This is a genomic window from Pseudomonas sp. KH_024_B2, from assembly GCF_057839965.1.
The window spans coordinates 4898983-4915212 of record NZ_CM174502.1 but is presented as its reverse complement, the minus strand read 5'-3'; the positions used below and the strand labels follow the sequence as shown (position 1 = coordinate 4915212).

At 59.4% G+C, this 16230-nt stretch carries 16 protein-coding genes; 13 read left to right on the top strand and 3 right to left on the bottom strand.

Annotation, left to right across the window (positions count from 1 at the left end; all coding sequences use genetic code 11):
* The first annotated feature begins 4 nt into the window (after positions 1-4).
* The 10 genes from AC3I0A_RS22830 to hisC all read left to right on the top strand — a co-directional run bounded on the left by AC3I0A_RS22830 (position 5) and on the right by hisC (position 7989).
* Positions 5-814, top strand: a complete 810-nt coding sequence (locus AC3I0A_RS22830) for an ATP-binding cassette domain-containing protein (RefSeq protein ID WP_489374849.1) — start codon at positions 5-7, stop codon at positions 812-814.
* Positions 814-1611: a lipid asymmetry maintenance ABC transporter permease subunit MlaE gene (gene mlaE, locus AC3I0A_RS22825; RefSeq protein ID WP_489374848.1), complete on the top strand. Its 798-nt coding sequence runs from the start codon at positions 814-816 to the stop codon at positions 1609-1611. Before AC3I0A_RS22830 ends, mlaE begins: the two co-directional genes overlap by 1 nt.
* Positions 1611-2078: an outer membrane lipid asymmetry maintenance protein MlaD gene (gene mlaD, locus AC3I0A_RS22820; protein ID WP_489374847.1), complete on the top strand. Its 468-nt coding sequence runs from the start codon at positions 1611-1613 to the stop codon at positions 2076-2078. The genes mlaE and mlaD overlap by 1 nt, the downstream gene beginning before the upstream one ends.
* Before the next feature lie 11 nt (positions 2079-2089).
* On the top strand, positions 2090-2743 hold the full coding sequence (locus AC3I0A_RS22815) for an MlaC/ttg2D family ABC transporter substrate-binding protein (RefSeq protein WP_489374846.1): 654 nt from the start codon (positions 2090-2092) through the stop codon (positions 2741-2743).
* Positions 2740-3045: an STAS domain-containing protein gene (locus AC3I0A_RS22810; protein ID WP_489374845.1), complete on the top strand. Its 306-nt coding sequence runs from the start codon at positions 2740-2742 to the stop codon at positions 3043-3045. The genes AC3I0A_RS22815 and AC3I0A_RS22810 overlap by 4 nt, the downstream gene beginning before the upstream one ends.
* A 114-nt stretch (positions 3046-3159) precedes the next feature.
* Positions 3160-3411 carry a BolA family protein gene (locus tag AC3I0A_RS22805; protein ID WP_095077854.1) on the top strand — a complete coding sequence of 84 codons (252 nt, stop codon included), beginning with the start codon at positions 3160-3162 and terminating at the stop codon, positions 3409-3411.
* A gap of 22 nt (positions 3412-3433) precedes the next feature.
* The gene (gene murA, locus AC3I0A_RS22800; protein ID WP_489374844.1) at positions 3434-4699 is read left to right on the top strand and encodes a UDP-N-acetylglucosamine 1-carboxyvinyltransferase; all 1266 of its coding nucleotides are present in this window, start codon (positions 3434-3436) and stop codon (positions 4697-4699) included.
* 136 nt (positions 4700-4835) lie between these two features.
* Complete coding sequence (gene hisG, locus AC3I0A_RS22795) at positions 4836-5471, top strand: ATP phosphoribosyltransferase (protein WP_489374843.1); 636 nt, start codon at positions 4836-4838, stop codon at positions 5469-5471.
* A 125-nt stretch (positions 5472-5596) separates the two neighbouring features.
* Positions 5597-6934, top strand: coding sequence for a histidinol dehydrogenase (gene hisD / locus AC3I0A_RS22790; protein WP_489374842.1), 1338 nt, complete (start codon positions 5597-5599; stop codon positions 6932-6934).
* Positions 6935-6936: 2 nt separating this feature from the next.
* Positions 6937-7989: a histidinol-phosphate transaminase gene (hisC, locus tag AC3I0A_RS22785; RefSeq protein ID WP_489374841.1), complete on the top strand. Its 1053-nt coding sequence runs from the start codon at positions 6937-6939 to the stop codon at positions 7987-7989.
* A 123-nt stretch (positions 7990-8112) separates the two neighbouring features.
* Here hisC and AC3I0A_RS22780 read toward each other — a convergent pair whose 3' ends face one another.
* The 3 genes from AC3I0A_RS22780 to algW form a co-directional block, all read right to left on the bottom strand.
* The gene (locus tag AC3I0A_RS22780) at positions 8113-8841 is read right to left on the bottom strand and encodes a DUF4198 domain-containing protein (RefSeq protein ID WP_489374840.1); all 729 of its coding nucleotides are present in this window, start codon (positions 8839-8841) and stop codon (positions 8113-8115) included.
* A gap of 12 nt (positions 8842-8853) precedes the next feature.
* Positions 8854-10959 (bottom strand): TonB-dependent siderophore receptor, encoded by a 2106-nt coding sequence (locus AC3I0A_RS22775; RefSeq protein WP_489374839.1) that lies wholly within the window; start codon positions 10957-10959, stop codon positions 8854-8856.
* Positions 10960-11052: 93 nt separating this feature from the next.
* Complete coding sequence (gene algW / locus AC3I0A_RS22770; protein WP_489374838.1) at positions 11053-12207, bottom strand: Do family serine endopeptidase AlgW; 1155 nt, start codon at positions 12205-12207, stop codon at positions 11053-11055.
* A gap of 102 nt (positions 12208-12309) precedes the next feature.
* Here algW and AC3I0A_RS22765 point away from each other — a divergent pair, with 102 nt between their 5' ends.
* From AC3I0A_RS22765 to cysN, 3 genes are all read left to right on the top strand, one after another.
* Positions 12310-13068, top strand: coding sequence for a Nif3-like dinuclear metal center hexameric protein (locus AC3I0A_RS22765; RefSeq protein ID WP_489374837.1), 759 nt, complete (start codon positions 12310-12312; stop codon positions 13066-13068).
* 265 nt (positions 13069-13333) lie between these two features.
* Positions 13334-14251: a sulfate adenylyltransferase subunit CysD gene (gene cysD / locus AC3I0A_RS22760; RefSeq protein ID WP_489374836.1), complete on the top strand. Its 918-nt coding sequence runs from the start codon at positions 13334-13336 to the stop codon at positions 14249-14251.
* A gap of 9 nt (positions 14252-14260) precedes the next feature.
* The gene (cysN, locus tag AC3I0A_RS22755; RefSeq protein ID WP_489374835.1) at positions 14261-16159 is read left to right on the top strand and encodes a sulfate adenylyltransferase subunit CysN; all 1899 of its coding nucleotides are present in this window, start codon (positions 14261-14263) and stop codon (positions 16157-16159) included.
* Positions 16160-16230 lie beyond the last annotated feature (71 nt).

The following is a 16230-nucleotide window of genomic DNA, read 5'->3' as shown; positions in this document are numbered from 1 at the left end:
TTAGATGAGTGCCGATAACGCCTACGCGGTCGAGCTGAAGGGACTGTCCTTCAAGCGCGGTACGCGCAGCATCTTCAATAACATCGATATTCGCATCCCGCGGGGAAAGGTCACCGGCATCATGGGGCCTTCCGGCTGCGGCAAAACCACACTGTTACGCTTGATGGGTGCGCAGCTGCGGCCCACCCGCGGAGAAGTCTGGGTCAACGGCCAGAACCTGCCGAAGCTTTCGCGCAGCGATCTGTTCGATGCACGCAAGCAAATGGGTGTGTTGTTTCAAAGCGGCGCACTGTTCACGGATCTGGATGTTTTCGAGAACGTGGCTTTTCCGTTGCGCGTTCATACCCAATTGCCGGATGAAATGATCCGCGACATCGTCTTGCTGAAATTGCAGGCGGTGGGGTTGCGTGGCGCCATCGATTTGATGCCCGACGAGTTGTCGGGTGGCATGAAGCGTCGTGTCGCGTTGGCGCGCGCCATTGCCCTCGATCCGCAAATCCTCATGTACGACGAGCCCTTTGTCGGGCAGGACCCTATTGCCATGGGCGTGCTGGTGCGCCTGATCCGTCTGCTCAACGATGCTCTGGGGATCACCAGTATCGTGGTTTCCCACGATTTGGCCGAAACCGCGAGCATTGCCGATTACCTGTACGTGGTCGGTGATGAGCAGGTGTTGGGGCAGGGGACTCCCGAGGAGTTGATGAACTCCGACAATCCGCGCATTCGCCAATTCATGACGGGCGAACCGGACGGTCCGGTACCGTTCCACTTTCCGGCGGCGGATTACCGCACAGATCTTCTGGGGAAGCGCTGATGCGCAAGAAATCACTGATAGAGCGGGTTCGCCTGTTCGGGCGAGCGGCTATCGACATCCTCGAGGTGTTGGGACGTTCGACGCTGTTTCTGTTTCATGCACTGTTCGGTCGCGACGGCATTGGCCGCGGGTTCGGCTTGCTGGTCAAGCAACTGCATTCGGTGGGCGTCATGTCCCTGGTGATCATCGTGGTCTCCGGGATATTCATCGGTATGGTGCTGGCGCTGCAAGGCTTCAATATCCTGTCCGGCTACGGTTCGGAGCAGGCGGTTGGGCAGATGGTTGCGCTGACGTTGCTGCGTGAATTGGGGCCGGTGGTCACTGCTTTGCTGTTCGCCGGGCGTGCCGGTTCGGCCCTGACCGCCGAAATCGGCAACATGAAGTCCACCGAACAGCTCTCCAGTCTGGAAATGATTGGTGTGGACCCGCTCAAGTACATCATTGCCCCGCGCCTCTGGGCCGGCTTCATTTCACTACCGCTGCTGGCGATGATTTTCAGCGTGGTGGGGATCTGGGGCGGCTCCTGGGTGGCTGTCGACTGGCTTGGCGTGTATGAAGGTTCCTACTGGTCGAACATGCAAAACAGCGTGACGTTCGCCGACGACGTGCTCAATGGTGTCATTAAAAGCATCGTCTTCGCCTTTGTAGTGACCTGGATTGCCGTTTTTCAAGGCTACGACTGTGAGCCCACATCCGAGGGGATCAGTCGCGCCACCACCAAGACCGTGGTGTATGCCTCATTGGCCATTCTCGGCCTCGACTTTATTCTGACTGCCTTGATGTTTGGAGATTTCTGATGCAAAACCGCACCCTGGAAATCGGTGTCGGCCTTTTCTTGCTGGCTGGCATCCTGGCGTTGCTGCTGCTTGCCTTGCGGGTCAGTGGACTGTCCCCGAACGCGAGTAGCGACACCTATAAACTTTATGCGTATTTCGACAATATCGCCGGTTTGACTGTCAGATCCAAAGTGACCATGGCCGGTGTGACCATCGGCAAGGTCACGGCAATCGATCTGGATCGCGACAGTTTCACAGGGAGGGTCACGCTGCAGCTGGAAAAGCGGGTAGATAACCTGCCGACTGACTCCACTGCATCTATCCTGACCTCTGGCCTGTTGGGCGAGAAATATATCGGCCTCAGCGTGGGCGGGGAGGAGACCTTGCTCAAGGATGGTTCCACCATCCATGACACCCAGTCGTCGCTGGTGCTCGAAGACCTGATCGGTAAATTCCTGCTCAATACCGTTAGCAAAGAAGCCAAATAAGGAGTTTTTACATGATCTCTATCTTGCGACGTGGCCTGTTGGTATTACTCGCGGCGCTGCCGTTGATGGCTAACGCCGTGGCTGCGCCTTCCGCGCACGATCTGGTACAGGACACCACCAACCGGATGCTTGCCGATCTGGCGGCCAATAAAGAGAAGTACAAACAAAGCCCCGAGGCGTTCTACGATGCCCTGAACGGTATCGTCGGCCCGGTGGTCGATGCCGACGGCATTTCGCGCAGCATCATGACCGTCAAGTTCTCGCGTAAAGCCACGCCTGAGCAGATGGCGCGCTTTCAGGAAAACTTCAAGCGCAGCCTGATGCAGTTCTATGGCAACGCTTTGCTCGAATACAACAACCAGGGCATTACCGTTTCTCCGGCCAAGGAGGAAGCTGCAGACCGCACCACCGTCGATATGCAGGTCAAAGGCAGTAGCGGCTCGATCTATCCGGTTTCCTATACGCTGACCAAAATCCAGGGTGAGTGGAAAGTACGTAACGTGATCATCAATGGCATCAACATCGGCAAGCTGTTCCGCGATCAGTTCCAGGACGCCATGCAGCGCAATGGCAACGACCTGGACAAGACCATCGATGGTTGGGCCGGTGAAGTCGCCAAAGCCAAGGAAAAGACCGCCGATGCCGCCGAGAAGCCTGCGCAATGAGTGAGTCGGCCGTCCGTATGAGCACAGCTGGCGAGCTGATGCTCAGTGGTGTGCTGGATTTTCGCAGTGGTCCTGGTCTGCGCAAAGAAGGCCAGGCCTTGATCAAGTCCAGCACTGCGACAGCGCTGGTGGTCGATTGCTCGCAGGTGGAGAAGTCCAGCAGCGTCGGTTTGTCGCTGCTGCTGGCCTTCATGCGTGATGCAGCAGCTGCCGGCAAGGCGCTGAGTATTCGTGCGCTGCCCGATGATATGCGTGAAATTGCTCAGGTCAGCGGTTTGACCGAGCTATTGGAGCACTCTTAACTACCATCTATAAAGAGGCCCCCCGTCAGAGTCCTGCTTAGCGGGGTTCGCAGGCGCGGGGCTTTTTTGTATGATGTCCGACCCGCGCGCACAGGGCGCCGATTGAGGTTGAGCATGCAGGCCAACGAAGTGAAGAGCTTTCTTGAAGGAAAGCTGTCCGAGACTCTTCTATCAGTGCAGGTAGAAGTTGAGGGCGAAGGCTGCAATTTTCAGCTGAACGTGATTAGTGACGAACTGGTGGCTTTGAGCCCGGTCAAGCGTCAGCAGAGCATCTATGCCCATTTGAACCCATGGATCGCCGATGGCAGCATCCACGCGGTCACTATGAAATTTTTCAGCAGCGCGGCCTGGGCCGAGCGCACCTGAGCCCAAGGGCGTCGAGATTCTTATGGATAAATTGATTATTACCGGCGGTATTCGTCTTGATGGCGAAATCCGCATCTCCGGGGCAAAGAACTCCGCCCTGCCGATTCTGGCTGCAACCTTGCTGTGCGATGGCCCGGTGACGGTCGCCAACTTGCCGCACCTGCACGACATCACCACCATGATCGAGCTGTTCGGTCGCATGGGCATCGAGCCGGTGATCGACGAGAAACTCAGCGTCGAAATCGATCCGCGCACCATCAAGACCCTGATCGCTCCGTACGAACTGGTGAAAACCATGCGTGCCTCGATCCTGGTGCTGGGCCCGATGGTTGCCCGGTTCGGTGAAGCCGAAGTCGCATTGCCTGGCGGTTGCGCCATTGGCTCGCGTCCGGTTGACCTGCACATCCGTGGCCTCGAAGCCATGGGCGCGACCATTGACGTCGAAGGTGGCTACATCAAGGCCAAGGCGCCTGAAGGTGGCCTGCGCGGTGCGCACTTCTTCTTCGACACCGTCAGCGTGACCGGTACCGAAAACATCATGATGGCAGCCGCTCTGGCCAAGGGCCGCAGCGTTCTGGCAAACGCCGCTCGCGAACCTGAAGTCATCGATCTGGCGAACTTCCTGATCGCCATGGGCGCCAAAATCTCTGGCGCCGGCACCGACACCATCACCATCGATGGCGTCGAGCGTCTGCACCCGACCACTTACAAGGTGATGCCTGACCGCATCGAAACCGGTACCTACCTGGTCGCTGCTGCCGTGACCGGCGGCCGTGTGAAGGTCAAGGACACCGATCCGACCATCCTTGAAGCCGTACTGGAAAAACTCAAGGAAGCCGGTGCCGAAATCACCTGCGGTGAAGACTGGATCGAGCTGAACATGCACGGCAAGCGGCCAAAAGCCGTCAACATCCGTACGGCTCCGTACCCGGCGTTCCCGACCGACATGCAGGCGCAGTTCATCTCCCTCAACGCCATTGCCGAAGGCACCGGCGCGGTGATCGAGACGATCTTCGAAAATCGCTTCATGCACGTTTACGAACTGCACCGCATGGGCGCTCACATCCAGGTCGAAGGCAACACCGCCATCGTCACCGGCATCGAAAAGCTCAAGGGCGCGCCAGTGATGGCCACCGACCTGCGTGCATCGGCCAGCCTGGTCATCTCGGCACTGATCGCCGAAGGCGACACGCTGATCGACCGCATCTACCACATCGACCGTGGTTACGAGTGCATCGAAGAAAAACTGCAGATGCTCGGCGCGAAGATTCGCCGCGTACCAGGCTAGTTTTTGCGTCAAGGGCACAGGGATGTGCCCGACAGTTGGTTTCGTTTCAAGTCGAGCCCGTAATGTTCAGGCTCGATGGTTGTCCGGCGCCGTTTGCGACCGGGCATAAGTATCCTGATAAGGACTTACGTTTCCCATGCTGACCATCGCACTGTCCAAGGGCCGCATTCTCGACGACACCCTGCCGCTTCTGGCTGAAGCAGGCATCGTGCCGACCGAGAATCCGGACAAGAGCCGCAAGCTGATCATCCCCACGACCCAGGCCGATGTGCGCCTGCTGATCGTGCGCGCCACCGATGTGCCGACCTATGTCGAGCATGGTGCCGCCGACCTCGGCGTCGCCGGTAAAGATGTGCTGATGGAATACGGTGGCCAGGGCCTGTACGAGCCGCTGGACCTGCGAATTGCCCTGTGCAAGCTGATGACCGCCGGCCGTGTCGGTGACGTCGAGCCCAAGGGCCGCCTGCGAGTGGCGACCAAGTTCGTCAACGTCGCCAAGCGTTATTACGCCGAGCAGGGCCGTCAGGTCGACATCATCAAGCTCTATGGTTCGATGGAACTGGCGCCGCTGATCGGTCTGGCCGACAAGATCATCGACGTGGTCGACACCGGCAACACCCTGCGCGCCAATGGCCTGGAACCCCAGGACTTCATTGCCGACATCAGCTCCCGGCTGATCGTCAACAAAGCTTCGATGAAAATGCAGCACGACCGTATCCAGGCGTTGATCGACACCCTGCGCAAGGCAGTGGAGTCTCGACACCGCGGCTGATTCACCTGCGCGACCTTGAGTCGCGCCCGTCTATCCGCCTCATAGCCAGAATTCTCAGGTGCCCAAGCGGATCGGCTGCTAGCTTAGGGCGCCTGAGTTTTTGCCATTCCTATGAGGCTCTCGCTATGACCGCACCGACTGCAATTCGCCGACTCAACGCTGCTGACCCGGATTTCGCGCTTCATCTGGATCATCTGCTGAGCTGGGAAAGTGTGTCTGACGACTCGGTCAACCAGCGGGTGCTGGACATCATCAAAGCCGTGCGCGAACGCGGCGATGCGGCGCTGGTGGAATTCACCCAGAAGTTCGATGGCCTGGAAGTCGCGTCCATGGCGGACCTGATCCTGCCTCGCGAACGTCTGGAACTGGCCCTGACCCGGATCACCGCGCCCCAGCGCGAAGCTCTGGAAAAGGCTGCGACCCGAGTACGCAGCTACCACGAAAAACAGAAACAGGATTCCTGGAGCTACACCGAAGCCGACGGCACGGTGCTGGGCCAGAAGGTCACACCACTGGATCGCGCCGGTCTGTACGTACCGGGCGGCAAAGCGTCGTACCCGTCATCGGTGCTCATGAACGCGATTCCGGCCAAGGTTGCCGGCGTGACCGAAGTGGTCATGGTGGTGCCGACCCCGCGTGGTGAAATCAATGAACTGGTGCTGGCCGCAGCCTGCATCGCCGGTGTCGACCGGGTGTTCACCATCGGTGGCGCTCAAGCGGTTGCCGCGCTGGCTTACGGCACCGAAAGCGTGCCCAAGGTCGACAAAGTGGTCGGCCCGGGCAACATCTACGTCGCCACCGCCAAGCGCCACGTGTTCGGCCAGGTCGGTATCGACATGATCGCCGGCCCGTCGGAGATTCTGGTGGTCTGCGATGGTCAGACCGATCCGGACTGGATCGCCATGGACCTGTTCTCCCAAGCCGAGCACGACGAAGATGCCCAGGCGATTCTGGTCAGTCCGGACGCCGAATTCCTCGACAAGGTCGCTGCCAGCATCGCCAAACTGCTGCCGACCATGGAGCGCGCCGAGATCATCGAGACCTCGATCAATGGCCGTGGTGCGCTGATCAAGGTCCGCGACATGGAACAAGCCATCGAAGTGGCCAACCGCATCGCGCCGGAGCACCTGGAGCTGTCGGTCGCCGATCCGCAAGCCTGGCTGCCGCAGATCCGCCACGCCGGGGCGATCTTCATGGGCCGTCACACCTGCGAAGCCTTGGGCGATTACTGCGCAGGTCCGAACCACGTGTTGCCGACTTCCGGTACGGCGCGGTTCTCCTCGCCGCTGGGTGTTTACGACTTCCAGAAACGCTCGTCGATCATCTTCTGCTCCGAGCAGGGTGCATCCGAACTGGGCAAGACCGCTTCCGTGCTGGCCCGTGGCGAGTCACTGACCGCTCACGCCCGCAGCGCCGAATACCGCGTCATTGACGAACACTTTCTTCAAGGGCAGGGGAACTGAACATGAGTAAATTCTGGAGCCCGTTCGTCAAGGATCTGGTGCCTTACGTGCCGGGCGAGCAGCCGAAGCTGGCAAAGCTGGTCAAGCTCAACACCAACGAAAACCCGTACGGTCCATCGCCTAAAGCCTTGGCGGCGATGCAGACCGAGTTGAACGACAACCTGCGTCTGTACCCGGATCCGAACAGCGATCTGCTCAAGCAAGCCGTGGCCAGGTACTACGGCGTGCAGAGCAAACAGGTGTTCCTCGGCAACGGTTCCGATGAAGTGCTGGCGCACATCTTCCACGGTTTGCTGCAGCACGATAAACCGCTGCTGTTCCCGGACATCAGCTACAGCTTCTATCCGGTCTACTGCGGGTTGTATGGCATCGCGTTCGACGCGGTGCCGCTGGACGAGCAGTTCCAGATTCGTGTCTCGGACTATGCCAAGCCGAACGGCGGGATCATTTTCCCCAATCCGAACGCGCCCACCGGTTGCCTGTTGGCGCTGGACGCTGTGGAGCAGATCCTCAAAGCCAGCCCGGATTCAGTGGTGGTGGTCGATGAGGCTTACATCGACTTCGGTGGCGAAACGGCGATCACGCTGGTGGACCGCTATCCGAACCTGCTGGTGACTCAGACCCTGTCCAAGTCCCGTTCGCTGGCCGGCCTGCGGGTTGGCCTGGCAGTGGGGCATCCGGACCTGATCGAAGCGCTGGAGCGGATCAAGAACAGCTTCAACTCCTATCCACTGGATCGTCTGGCGATTGTGGGGGCTGCGGCGGCGTTCGAGGATCGCGAGTACTTCGACAAGACCTGCAAGCTGGTCATCGACAGTCGTGAATATGTGGTTGAGCAACTGCAGGCGAAGGGGTTTGAGGTGCTGCCGTCGGCGGCGAACTTCATCTTCGCCCGTCACCCGAAGCACGATGCGGCAGGGCTGGCGGCGAAGTTGCGCGAACAGGGGGTGATCGTGCGGCACTTCAAGCAGGAGCGGATTGCCCAGTTCCTGAGGATTTCCATCGGCGCGCCAGAGCAGAATCAAGCACTGATCGACGGCCTCGGCGACCTCTAAACCATCCCCGATCCTGTGGGAGCGAGCTTGCTCGCGAAAGCGGTCTGGCATTCAACATAAATATTGAATGTTATGGCCTCATCGCGAGCAAGCTCGCTCCCACAGGTTTTGTGTGGTGGCTGGTTACTCGTGATGCGCCTCACCAACGAACGTCAGCGAACTGAACAGTCCGCGTGTCGCCACATCAGCATTGTCCTTCAGCGGGATTTCCACCTGCGCTGCAATCACATTCAACCCTTCATTGCGCACCAGCACCTGTGCCCGGCCTTCGGCATCCGTCTCGGTGCTCAAGGTGTTCGGCGCGCTGCGGTAGTCGCCCACCAATTTCACCCCCGCCGCCGGTTTGCCATCCAGTAGCACCCGCACTGGCAACGATTTCCCCGGCCCGACCGTCAGCGGATCAACTTCCGGCAAAATCAGCAACTTCATCTGATCGAGCTTTGGCAGCTTCGCCCCAGGCTGATAAATCGCCAGGCTGTACTTGAAGGTCTGGGTCGACTCGATTGCCCCTGGCACCTTGCTGCGTCCCTCATTGATCCACTTTTTGTCGGCGGTCTGCGACCACATGCCGTTATCCAGTGCGACTGCCAGCACGGCGGGTGGTTTGAGTGGCTGCAGGCGCGCATGGTCGGCCAGGCGTTGCACGGTAACCGGGATCATCTTGCCCTCGGCGTCATAGGCCCAGGCACCGCTGATTTTCTGCGCCTTGAAGGCATCGTCCTCGGCGCCATCACCGTAGATGGCTTCGATATTGCCGCGACGTTGTTCGGTCCACAGGCCATGGGCCGAGACGTGAGTGGCGAACATCGCGCCGAGCAGACCCAGCAGAGCCAGTGATTTAGCGTGTTGCATGGCGATTTCCTTTTACAGATTAAGTGTCAGGCTGACGGTGAAATTGCGCGGCTCGCCGGGGTTGACCCAGTAGTTGCTGTAGGAGCGCTCGAAATATTTCTCATCGAAGAGGTTGTTCAGATTCAGCCCCACGGTGACGTTTTCGCTGGCCTTGTAATGGGCCAACAGGTCGACGGTGTGGTAGGCCGGCAGTTCGAAGTCGCCGCCGGCTTCACCCGAACGATCGCCGACATAGGTGAATGCCGCGCCGAGGTCCGAACCGCGCAAATGGCCATCCTGAAATTCATAAACCCCCAACAGACTGCCGCTGCGTTTGGCCACGCCGAGGATTCGACTGCCGGTGGGAATGACCTTGTCGCCTTGGGTGACTTCGGCGTCGATGTAAGCGAAGGCTCCGATCACTCGCACGGCGTCGGTCACTTGCCCGGTGACTTGCAGGTCGACACCCCGGCTGCGGGCCTTGCCCATGGCGCGGCTGGAGTCGGTACTCGGGTCAAGTGCGAGGACGTTTTCCTTTTCGATATGGAAGGCGGCGAGGGTGGTGCTCAAGCGATCGTCGAACAGCTCACTCTTGATCCCGACTTCGTAGCCGACACCTTCTTCCGGGTCGAAGGATTTGCCAGCGGCATCCAGACCGTTGTTCGGTTTGAACGAGGTGGAGGCGTTGGCGAACAGCCCGACTTGCGGCGTCAGCTGATAGAGCAGACCGGCCCGTTGAGTCAGTGCGTCGTGGCTCTGGCGACTGGTGGCGTTGCGACTGTGATCGTCGATGCGTTGTTCGAAGTGTTCGACGCGTGCACCGAGCATGCCGCGCAGTTTGTCGGTGAAGACGATTTGGTCCTGTAGATTCAGCGCCTGGCTTTCGACGTGTTCGAAGAAGTCGCTCCCTGAACGCGTGCCATTGGGTTTCGGCTGACCGTAAACCGGGTTATAGATATCGATGGCATACGGGCTGCCGGCGATGGTGGTGACCCGTTCGTTCTTGCGCAAATTCTCGTATTCGCTGCCGATCAGCAGTTCATGCTGCCAGCTGCCGATGTCGAACAGGCCGCGCAGCTCGAGTTGGGTGATGCTGTCATGCCAGTTGGTATCGCGCTCGCGGTAACGGCGGTTGACGGTGTGGCCGTCGGCGTTCAATGGCCGGTTTTCGGAGGCGAAGCCCCAGAGCTTGCCCTCCTTGTAATGACTGGCCAGGCGCAGCTTCCAGCTGTCGTTGAGCTGATGTTCGAGTGCGGCTTGAAGCATGTTGTTGTGGTTATCGATATCGCCGTCGTTGGGCTCGCCGAGGAAGGTCGAGCGCGAGACACCGCTCCATTGGTTATTGGGCGCGACGATGCCACGGTCGAAGGTCGAGCTGTGGCGAACGAATTCGCTTTCCACCAGCAGATGGGTATCCGGGTTGAGTTGCCAGCTGAACGACGGCGCGACGAACACCCGCTTGCTGTCGACGTGATCGCGGAAGCTGTTGTTGTCCTCCACCGCGAGGTTGACCCGGGCCAGCACATCGCTCTGATCGTCCAGCGGAGTGTTGACGTCGAGGGCGGTGCGATAACGATCCCAACTGCCAGCGCTGGTTTGCAAGGTCGTGAAGGCTTCGGGCTGGGGTTTCTGGGTGACGATATTGACCGTGCCGCCGGGATCGCCCCGGCCATACAGGCTGGCCGCAGGGCCTTTGAGCACTTCGATGCGCTCGATGTTGGCGGCATCCGGCGTGCTTGGGTAACCGCGGTTGGCGCTGAAACCGTCCTTGTAGAACTCCGAGGTGGTGAAGCCGCGCACGCTGTATTCGTAGAGGGTCAGACCGCCGAAATTGTTTTGTTTCGAGACGCCGCCGGCAAACTCCAGTGCGCGTTCGACACTGGTGCTGCCCAGATCCTTGAGCACGCTGGCGGGGATTACGCTGATGGACTGCGCAATGTCTCGAATGGCCGTATCGGTTTTGGTCGCGCTGGAGGAGCGAGTGGCGCGATAGCCCTTGACCGGACCGGTGGGGGATTCGTAATCGGAGGTGACGCTGATGGCGTCCAGCTCAAGGGTTCGCGGTTCGTTGGCGAAGACCGGAGCTCCCAGCAGACCAAGGGCCAGACCGGCCAGGGAGACAATATTGCGAGACGTCATGTCATGGTTCCAATAGCGATATTGAAACAATATAACATGACTAGTGAGAATTCATCTCAATAATAGAGCTCGCTTTTGATCGTTTGCCTGGGCTTACTCGCCTTCTTTGACAGGCGCTGGCGGCGGACGCAGGCCGATCTCCGCCGTGAGCTTGAGCTCTTTGCCGTTGCGTATGACCTGGATGCTGACCTTGTCGGTCGGCTTGATCCGCGCCACCTGGTTCATCGAGCGACGTCCGTCACCGGCCGGTTCACCATCGATGCTGAGGATCACGTCACCCAGTTGCAGGCCGGCTTTCTGCGCCGGGCCGTCACGGAAAATCCCTGCGACCACGATGCCCGGACGCCCGGAGAGGCCGAAGGATTCCGCCAGTTCCTGGGTCAATGGCTGGACTTCGATACCGAGCCAGCCACGGATCACCTGGCCGTGCTCGATGATCGACTTCATCACTTCCATGGCCAGTTTGATCGGGATAGCGAATCCGATGCCCTGGGAGCCGCCGGACTTGGAGAAGATCGCCGTGTTGATCCCGGTCAGGTTGCCATTGGCGTCCACCAAAGCACCACCCGAGTTGCCGGGGTTGATAGCGGCGTCGGTCTGGATGAAGTCTTCGTAGTTGTTCAGGCCGAGCTGGTTACGCCCGGTGGCGCTGATGATGCCCATGGTGACGGTCTGGCCGACGCCGAACGGGTTGCCGATGGCCAGCGCAACATCGCCGATACGGATGTTGTCGGAGCGGCCGACGGTGATCGAGGGCAAATTCTTCAGATCGATTTTCAGCACCGCAAGGTCGGTTTCCGGGTCGCTACCGATCACCCGGGCCAGGGTTTCGCGGCCATCCTTGAGCGCCACCACGATCTGGTCGGCGCCGCTGGTGACATGGTTGTTGGTCAGCAGGTAGCCTTCCGGGCTCATGATCACGCCCGAGCCGAGGCTGGATTCCATGCGCTTTTGCTTGGGCGAGTTATCCCCGAAAAAACGCCGGAACTGCGGATCCTCGAACAGCGGATGAGCAGGTTTGTTGATCACCTTGGTGGTGTACAGGTTGACTACCGCAGGCGCGGCGGTGGTCACGGCATCGGAGTAAGACACCGGCCCCTGTTGAAGCATGCTGGTTTGCGGAGCTTGCTGCATGTTGACGTCAAGGCTTGGCAGCCCGACCCATTGCGGGTAACGCTGCATAATCAGCAACGCGATAAGCACACCGGCCAACAGCGGCCAGCCAAAAAAACGCAAAGCCTTGAGCATTGAGCAAGTCCTGGGAGGTTACGAAGGACCGCATACGGCCCATAATGTCGCGCATTATAGAGGCGTGCGAGCGCCTCGGAACGGGATATTTAGGAGTCTTTTATGGCCGTTGCCCTGAACACCCTGGTAGAAGAAGCGGACCGCTACCTTAACAGTTCGCGGATTGCCGATTACTGTCCTAACGGCTTGCAGGTCGAAGGCCGACCACAGGTCATGCGCATCGTCAGCGGCGTTACGGCCAGCCAGGCGTTGCTGGATGCGGCGGTGGAGGCCAAGGCTGATCTGGTGCTGGTGCATCACGGTTATTTCTGGAAGGGCGAGAACCCGTGCATCACCGGCATGAAGCAGCGCAGGTTGAAAACCCTGCTCAAGCACGATATCAGCCTGCTGTCCTATCATTTGCCGCTGGATCTGCACCCGGAAGTCGGTAATAACGTGCAGCTTGCCCGGCAACTGGACATCACGGTCGAAGGCCCGCTGGATCCGGACAATCTGAAAATCGTTGGCCTGGTCGGCTCGTTGAGCGAACCGATGACCCCTCGCGATTTCGCCCGCCGCGTGCAGGAAGTCATGGGGCGCGAGCCGTTGCTGATCGAAGGCAGCGAGATGATTCGTCGGGTCGGCTGGTGCACCGGTGGCGGCCAGGGTTACATTGATCAGGCAGTGTTGGCTGGCGTCGATCTGTACCTCAGCGGCGAGGCCTCCGAACAGACGTTCCACAGCGCCCGGGAAAACGACATCAGTTTCATCGCCGCCGGTCACCACGCCACCGAGCGTTACGGGGTGCAGGCTTTGGGCGATTACCTGGCGCGACGTTTCGCCCTCGAGCACATCTTCATCGATTGCCCGAATCCCATCTGATAGCGGATTTGCCAGGCACCCCCGACTCCTGTGGGAGCGAGCTTGCTCGCGATAGCGGTATATCAGTCGACATCAATGTTGAATGTGAGTCAGTCATCGCGAGCAAGCTCGCTCCCACAAGGGGTCCGTGGTGGCCAAACGAGGGGGTATATTCATATACCCTTTCGATCTAGCCGCGGTCCTGATTAGAAGGGAGCGCTGTGCTAGGATTCCCCGCTCGAACACGGCCCGCTGGCCGTCCACAAGATCGTTTTCGTGAGTAGCTATGGTCGACAAACTGACGCATCTGAAACAGCTGGAGGCCGAAAGCATCCACATCATCCGCGAGGTCGCCGCCGAGTTCGATAACCCGGTGATGCTGTATTCCGTCGGTAAAGACTCCGCCGTAATGCTGCATCTTGCGCGCAAGGCATTCTTCCCGGGCAAACTTCCGTTTCCGGTGATGCACGTCGACACCCAGTGGAAGTTCAAGGAAATGTACGCGTTCCGCGACCGCATGGTCGAAGAACTGGGCCTGGACCTGCTGGTACACGTCAACCCCGAGGGCATTGCGCAGGGCATCAACCCGCTGACCCACGGTAGCGCCAAGCACACCGATATCATGAAGACCGAAGGCCTCAAGCAGGCTTTGGACAAATACGGCTTTGACGCCGCTTTCGGTGGCGCCCGTCGCGACGAAGAGAAGTCTCGCGCCAAAGAGCGCGTGTATTCCTTCCGTGACAACAAGCACCGCTGGGACCCGAAAAACCAGCGTCCCGAGTTGTGGAACGTCTACAACGGCAACGTCAACAAAGGCGAGTCGATCCGGGTATTCCCGCTGTCGAACTGGACCGAGCTGGACATCTGGCAATACATCTACCTCGAAGGTATCCCGATCGTGCCGCTGTACTTCGCCGCCGAACGCGATGTCATCGAGATGAATGGCACCTGGATCATGATCGACGACGAGCGTCTGCTTAATCACCTGAGTGATGAAGACAAGGCGCGTATCGTCAAGAAAAAAGTCCGCTTCCGTACGCTCGGCGACTACCCGTTGACCGGTGCGGTCGAGTCCGAGGCCACCAGCCTGACCGACATCATTCAGGAAATGCTCCTGACGCGAACTTCCGAACGCCAGGGCCGGGTCATCGATCATGATGGCGCCGGCTCGATGGAAGAAAAGAAACGTCAGGGTTATTTCTAAGGGGTTGTCATGTCGCATGCATCTGATTTGATCAGCGAGGACATCCTCGCCTATCTGGGCCAGCACGAACGCAAGGAAATGCTGCGCTTTCTTACCTGTGGCAACGTCGATGACGGCAAGAGCACCCTGATCGGGCGCCTGCTGCACGACTCCAAGATGATCTACGAAGATCATCTGGAAGCCATCACCCGCGATTCGAAGAAAGTCGGCACCACCGGCGACGATATCGACCTGGCGTTGCTGGTCGACGGCCTGCAGGCCGAGCGCGAGCAGGGCATCACCATCGATGTCGCCTATCGCTATTTCTCGACCGCCAAGCGCAAATTCATCATCGCCGACACCCCCGGCCATGAGCAGTACACCCGCAACATGGCCACCGGCGCCTCGACCTGCGACCTGGCGATTATTCTGGTGGACGCCCGCTACGGTGTGCAGACCCAGACCCGTCGTCACAGCTTCATCGCCTCGTTGCTGGGCATCAAGCACATCGTCGTCGCCATCAACAAGATGGACCTCAACGGCTTCGATGAAAATGTGTTCGAGTCGATCAAGGCCGACTACCTGAAGTTCGCCGATGGCATCGCGTTCAAGCCGAGCACCATGGCATTCGTTCCGATGTCGGCGCTCAAGGGCGACAACGTGGTGAACAAGAGCGAGCGTTCGCCCTGGTACACCGGTCAGTCGTTGATGGAGATTCTCGAAACCGTCGAAATCGCCAGTGACCGCAACTACACCGACTTGCGTTTCCCGGTGCAGTACGTCAACCGCCCGAACCTGAATTTCCGGGGTTTCGCCGGTACGCTGGCCAGCGGCATCGTGCACAAGGGCGATGAAGTCGTGGTTCTGCCGTCGGGCAAGAGCAGCCGCGTCAAATCCATTGTCACCTTCGATGGCGAGCTGGAACACGCAGGTCCGGGTCAGGCAGTGACGCTGACCATGGAAGACGAGATCGATATCTCCCGCGGCGATTTGCTGGTGCATGCCGACAACGTGCCGCAAGTGACCGACGCCTTCGACGCCATGTTGGTGTGGATGGCTGAAGAGCCGATGCTGCCGGGCAAGAAATACGACATCAAGCGCGCTACTTCCTACGTGCCGGGTTCGATCACCAGCATCGTCAATCGCGTCGATGTGAACACCCTGGCTGAAGGTCCTGCCAGCGCGTTGCAGTTGAACGAGATTGGTCGGGTGAAGATCAGCCTCGATGCGGCCATTGCACTGGACGGCTACGCCAGCAACCGCACCACCGGTTCGTTCATCGTCATCGACCGTTTGACCAATGGCACTGTCGCGGCGGGCATGATCATCGCCCAGCCTGTGGCTCACGACAGCGTCACTCATCACGGCAAACTGGCTCATGTAGCCGTTGAAGAGCGTGCCCAGCGTTTTGGCCAGCAACCAGCCACCGTGTTGTTCAGCGGCTTGTCCGGCGCGGGCAAAAGCACACTGGCTTATGCGGTTGAACGCAAGTTGTTCGACATGGGCCGTGCAGTGTTTGTACTCGACGGCCAGAACCTGCGTCATGACCTGAACAAAGGTCTGCCGCAGGATCGTTCCGGGCGTACCGAGAACTGGCGTCGTGCGGCTCACGTCGCGCGTCAGTTCAACGAAGCCGGCCTGCTGACACTGGCTGCGTTCGTTGCCCCGAGTGCCGAAGGTCGTGAGCAGGCCAGGGACCTGATCGGCAAGGAGCGTCTGCTGACGGTCTACGTCCAGGCCTCGCCGACGGTCTGCGCCGAGCGCGATCCACAAGGCTTGTACGCGGCGGGCGGGGACAACATCCCTGGCGACTCCTTCCCGTACGACGTGCCGCTGGACGCCGACCTTGTGGTCGATACCCAGTCGCTGTCGCTGGAAGAAAGCGTCAAGCAAGTGCTGGAACTGCTGCGTAAACGCGGCGCGATCTAAGCTTCACGCGCACTAAAAAGCCCGCAGCCGAGTGATCGGTTGCGGGCTTTTTATTGATCCAGGATTTGTAT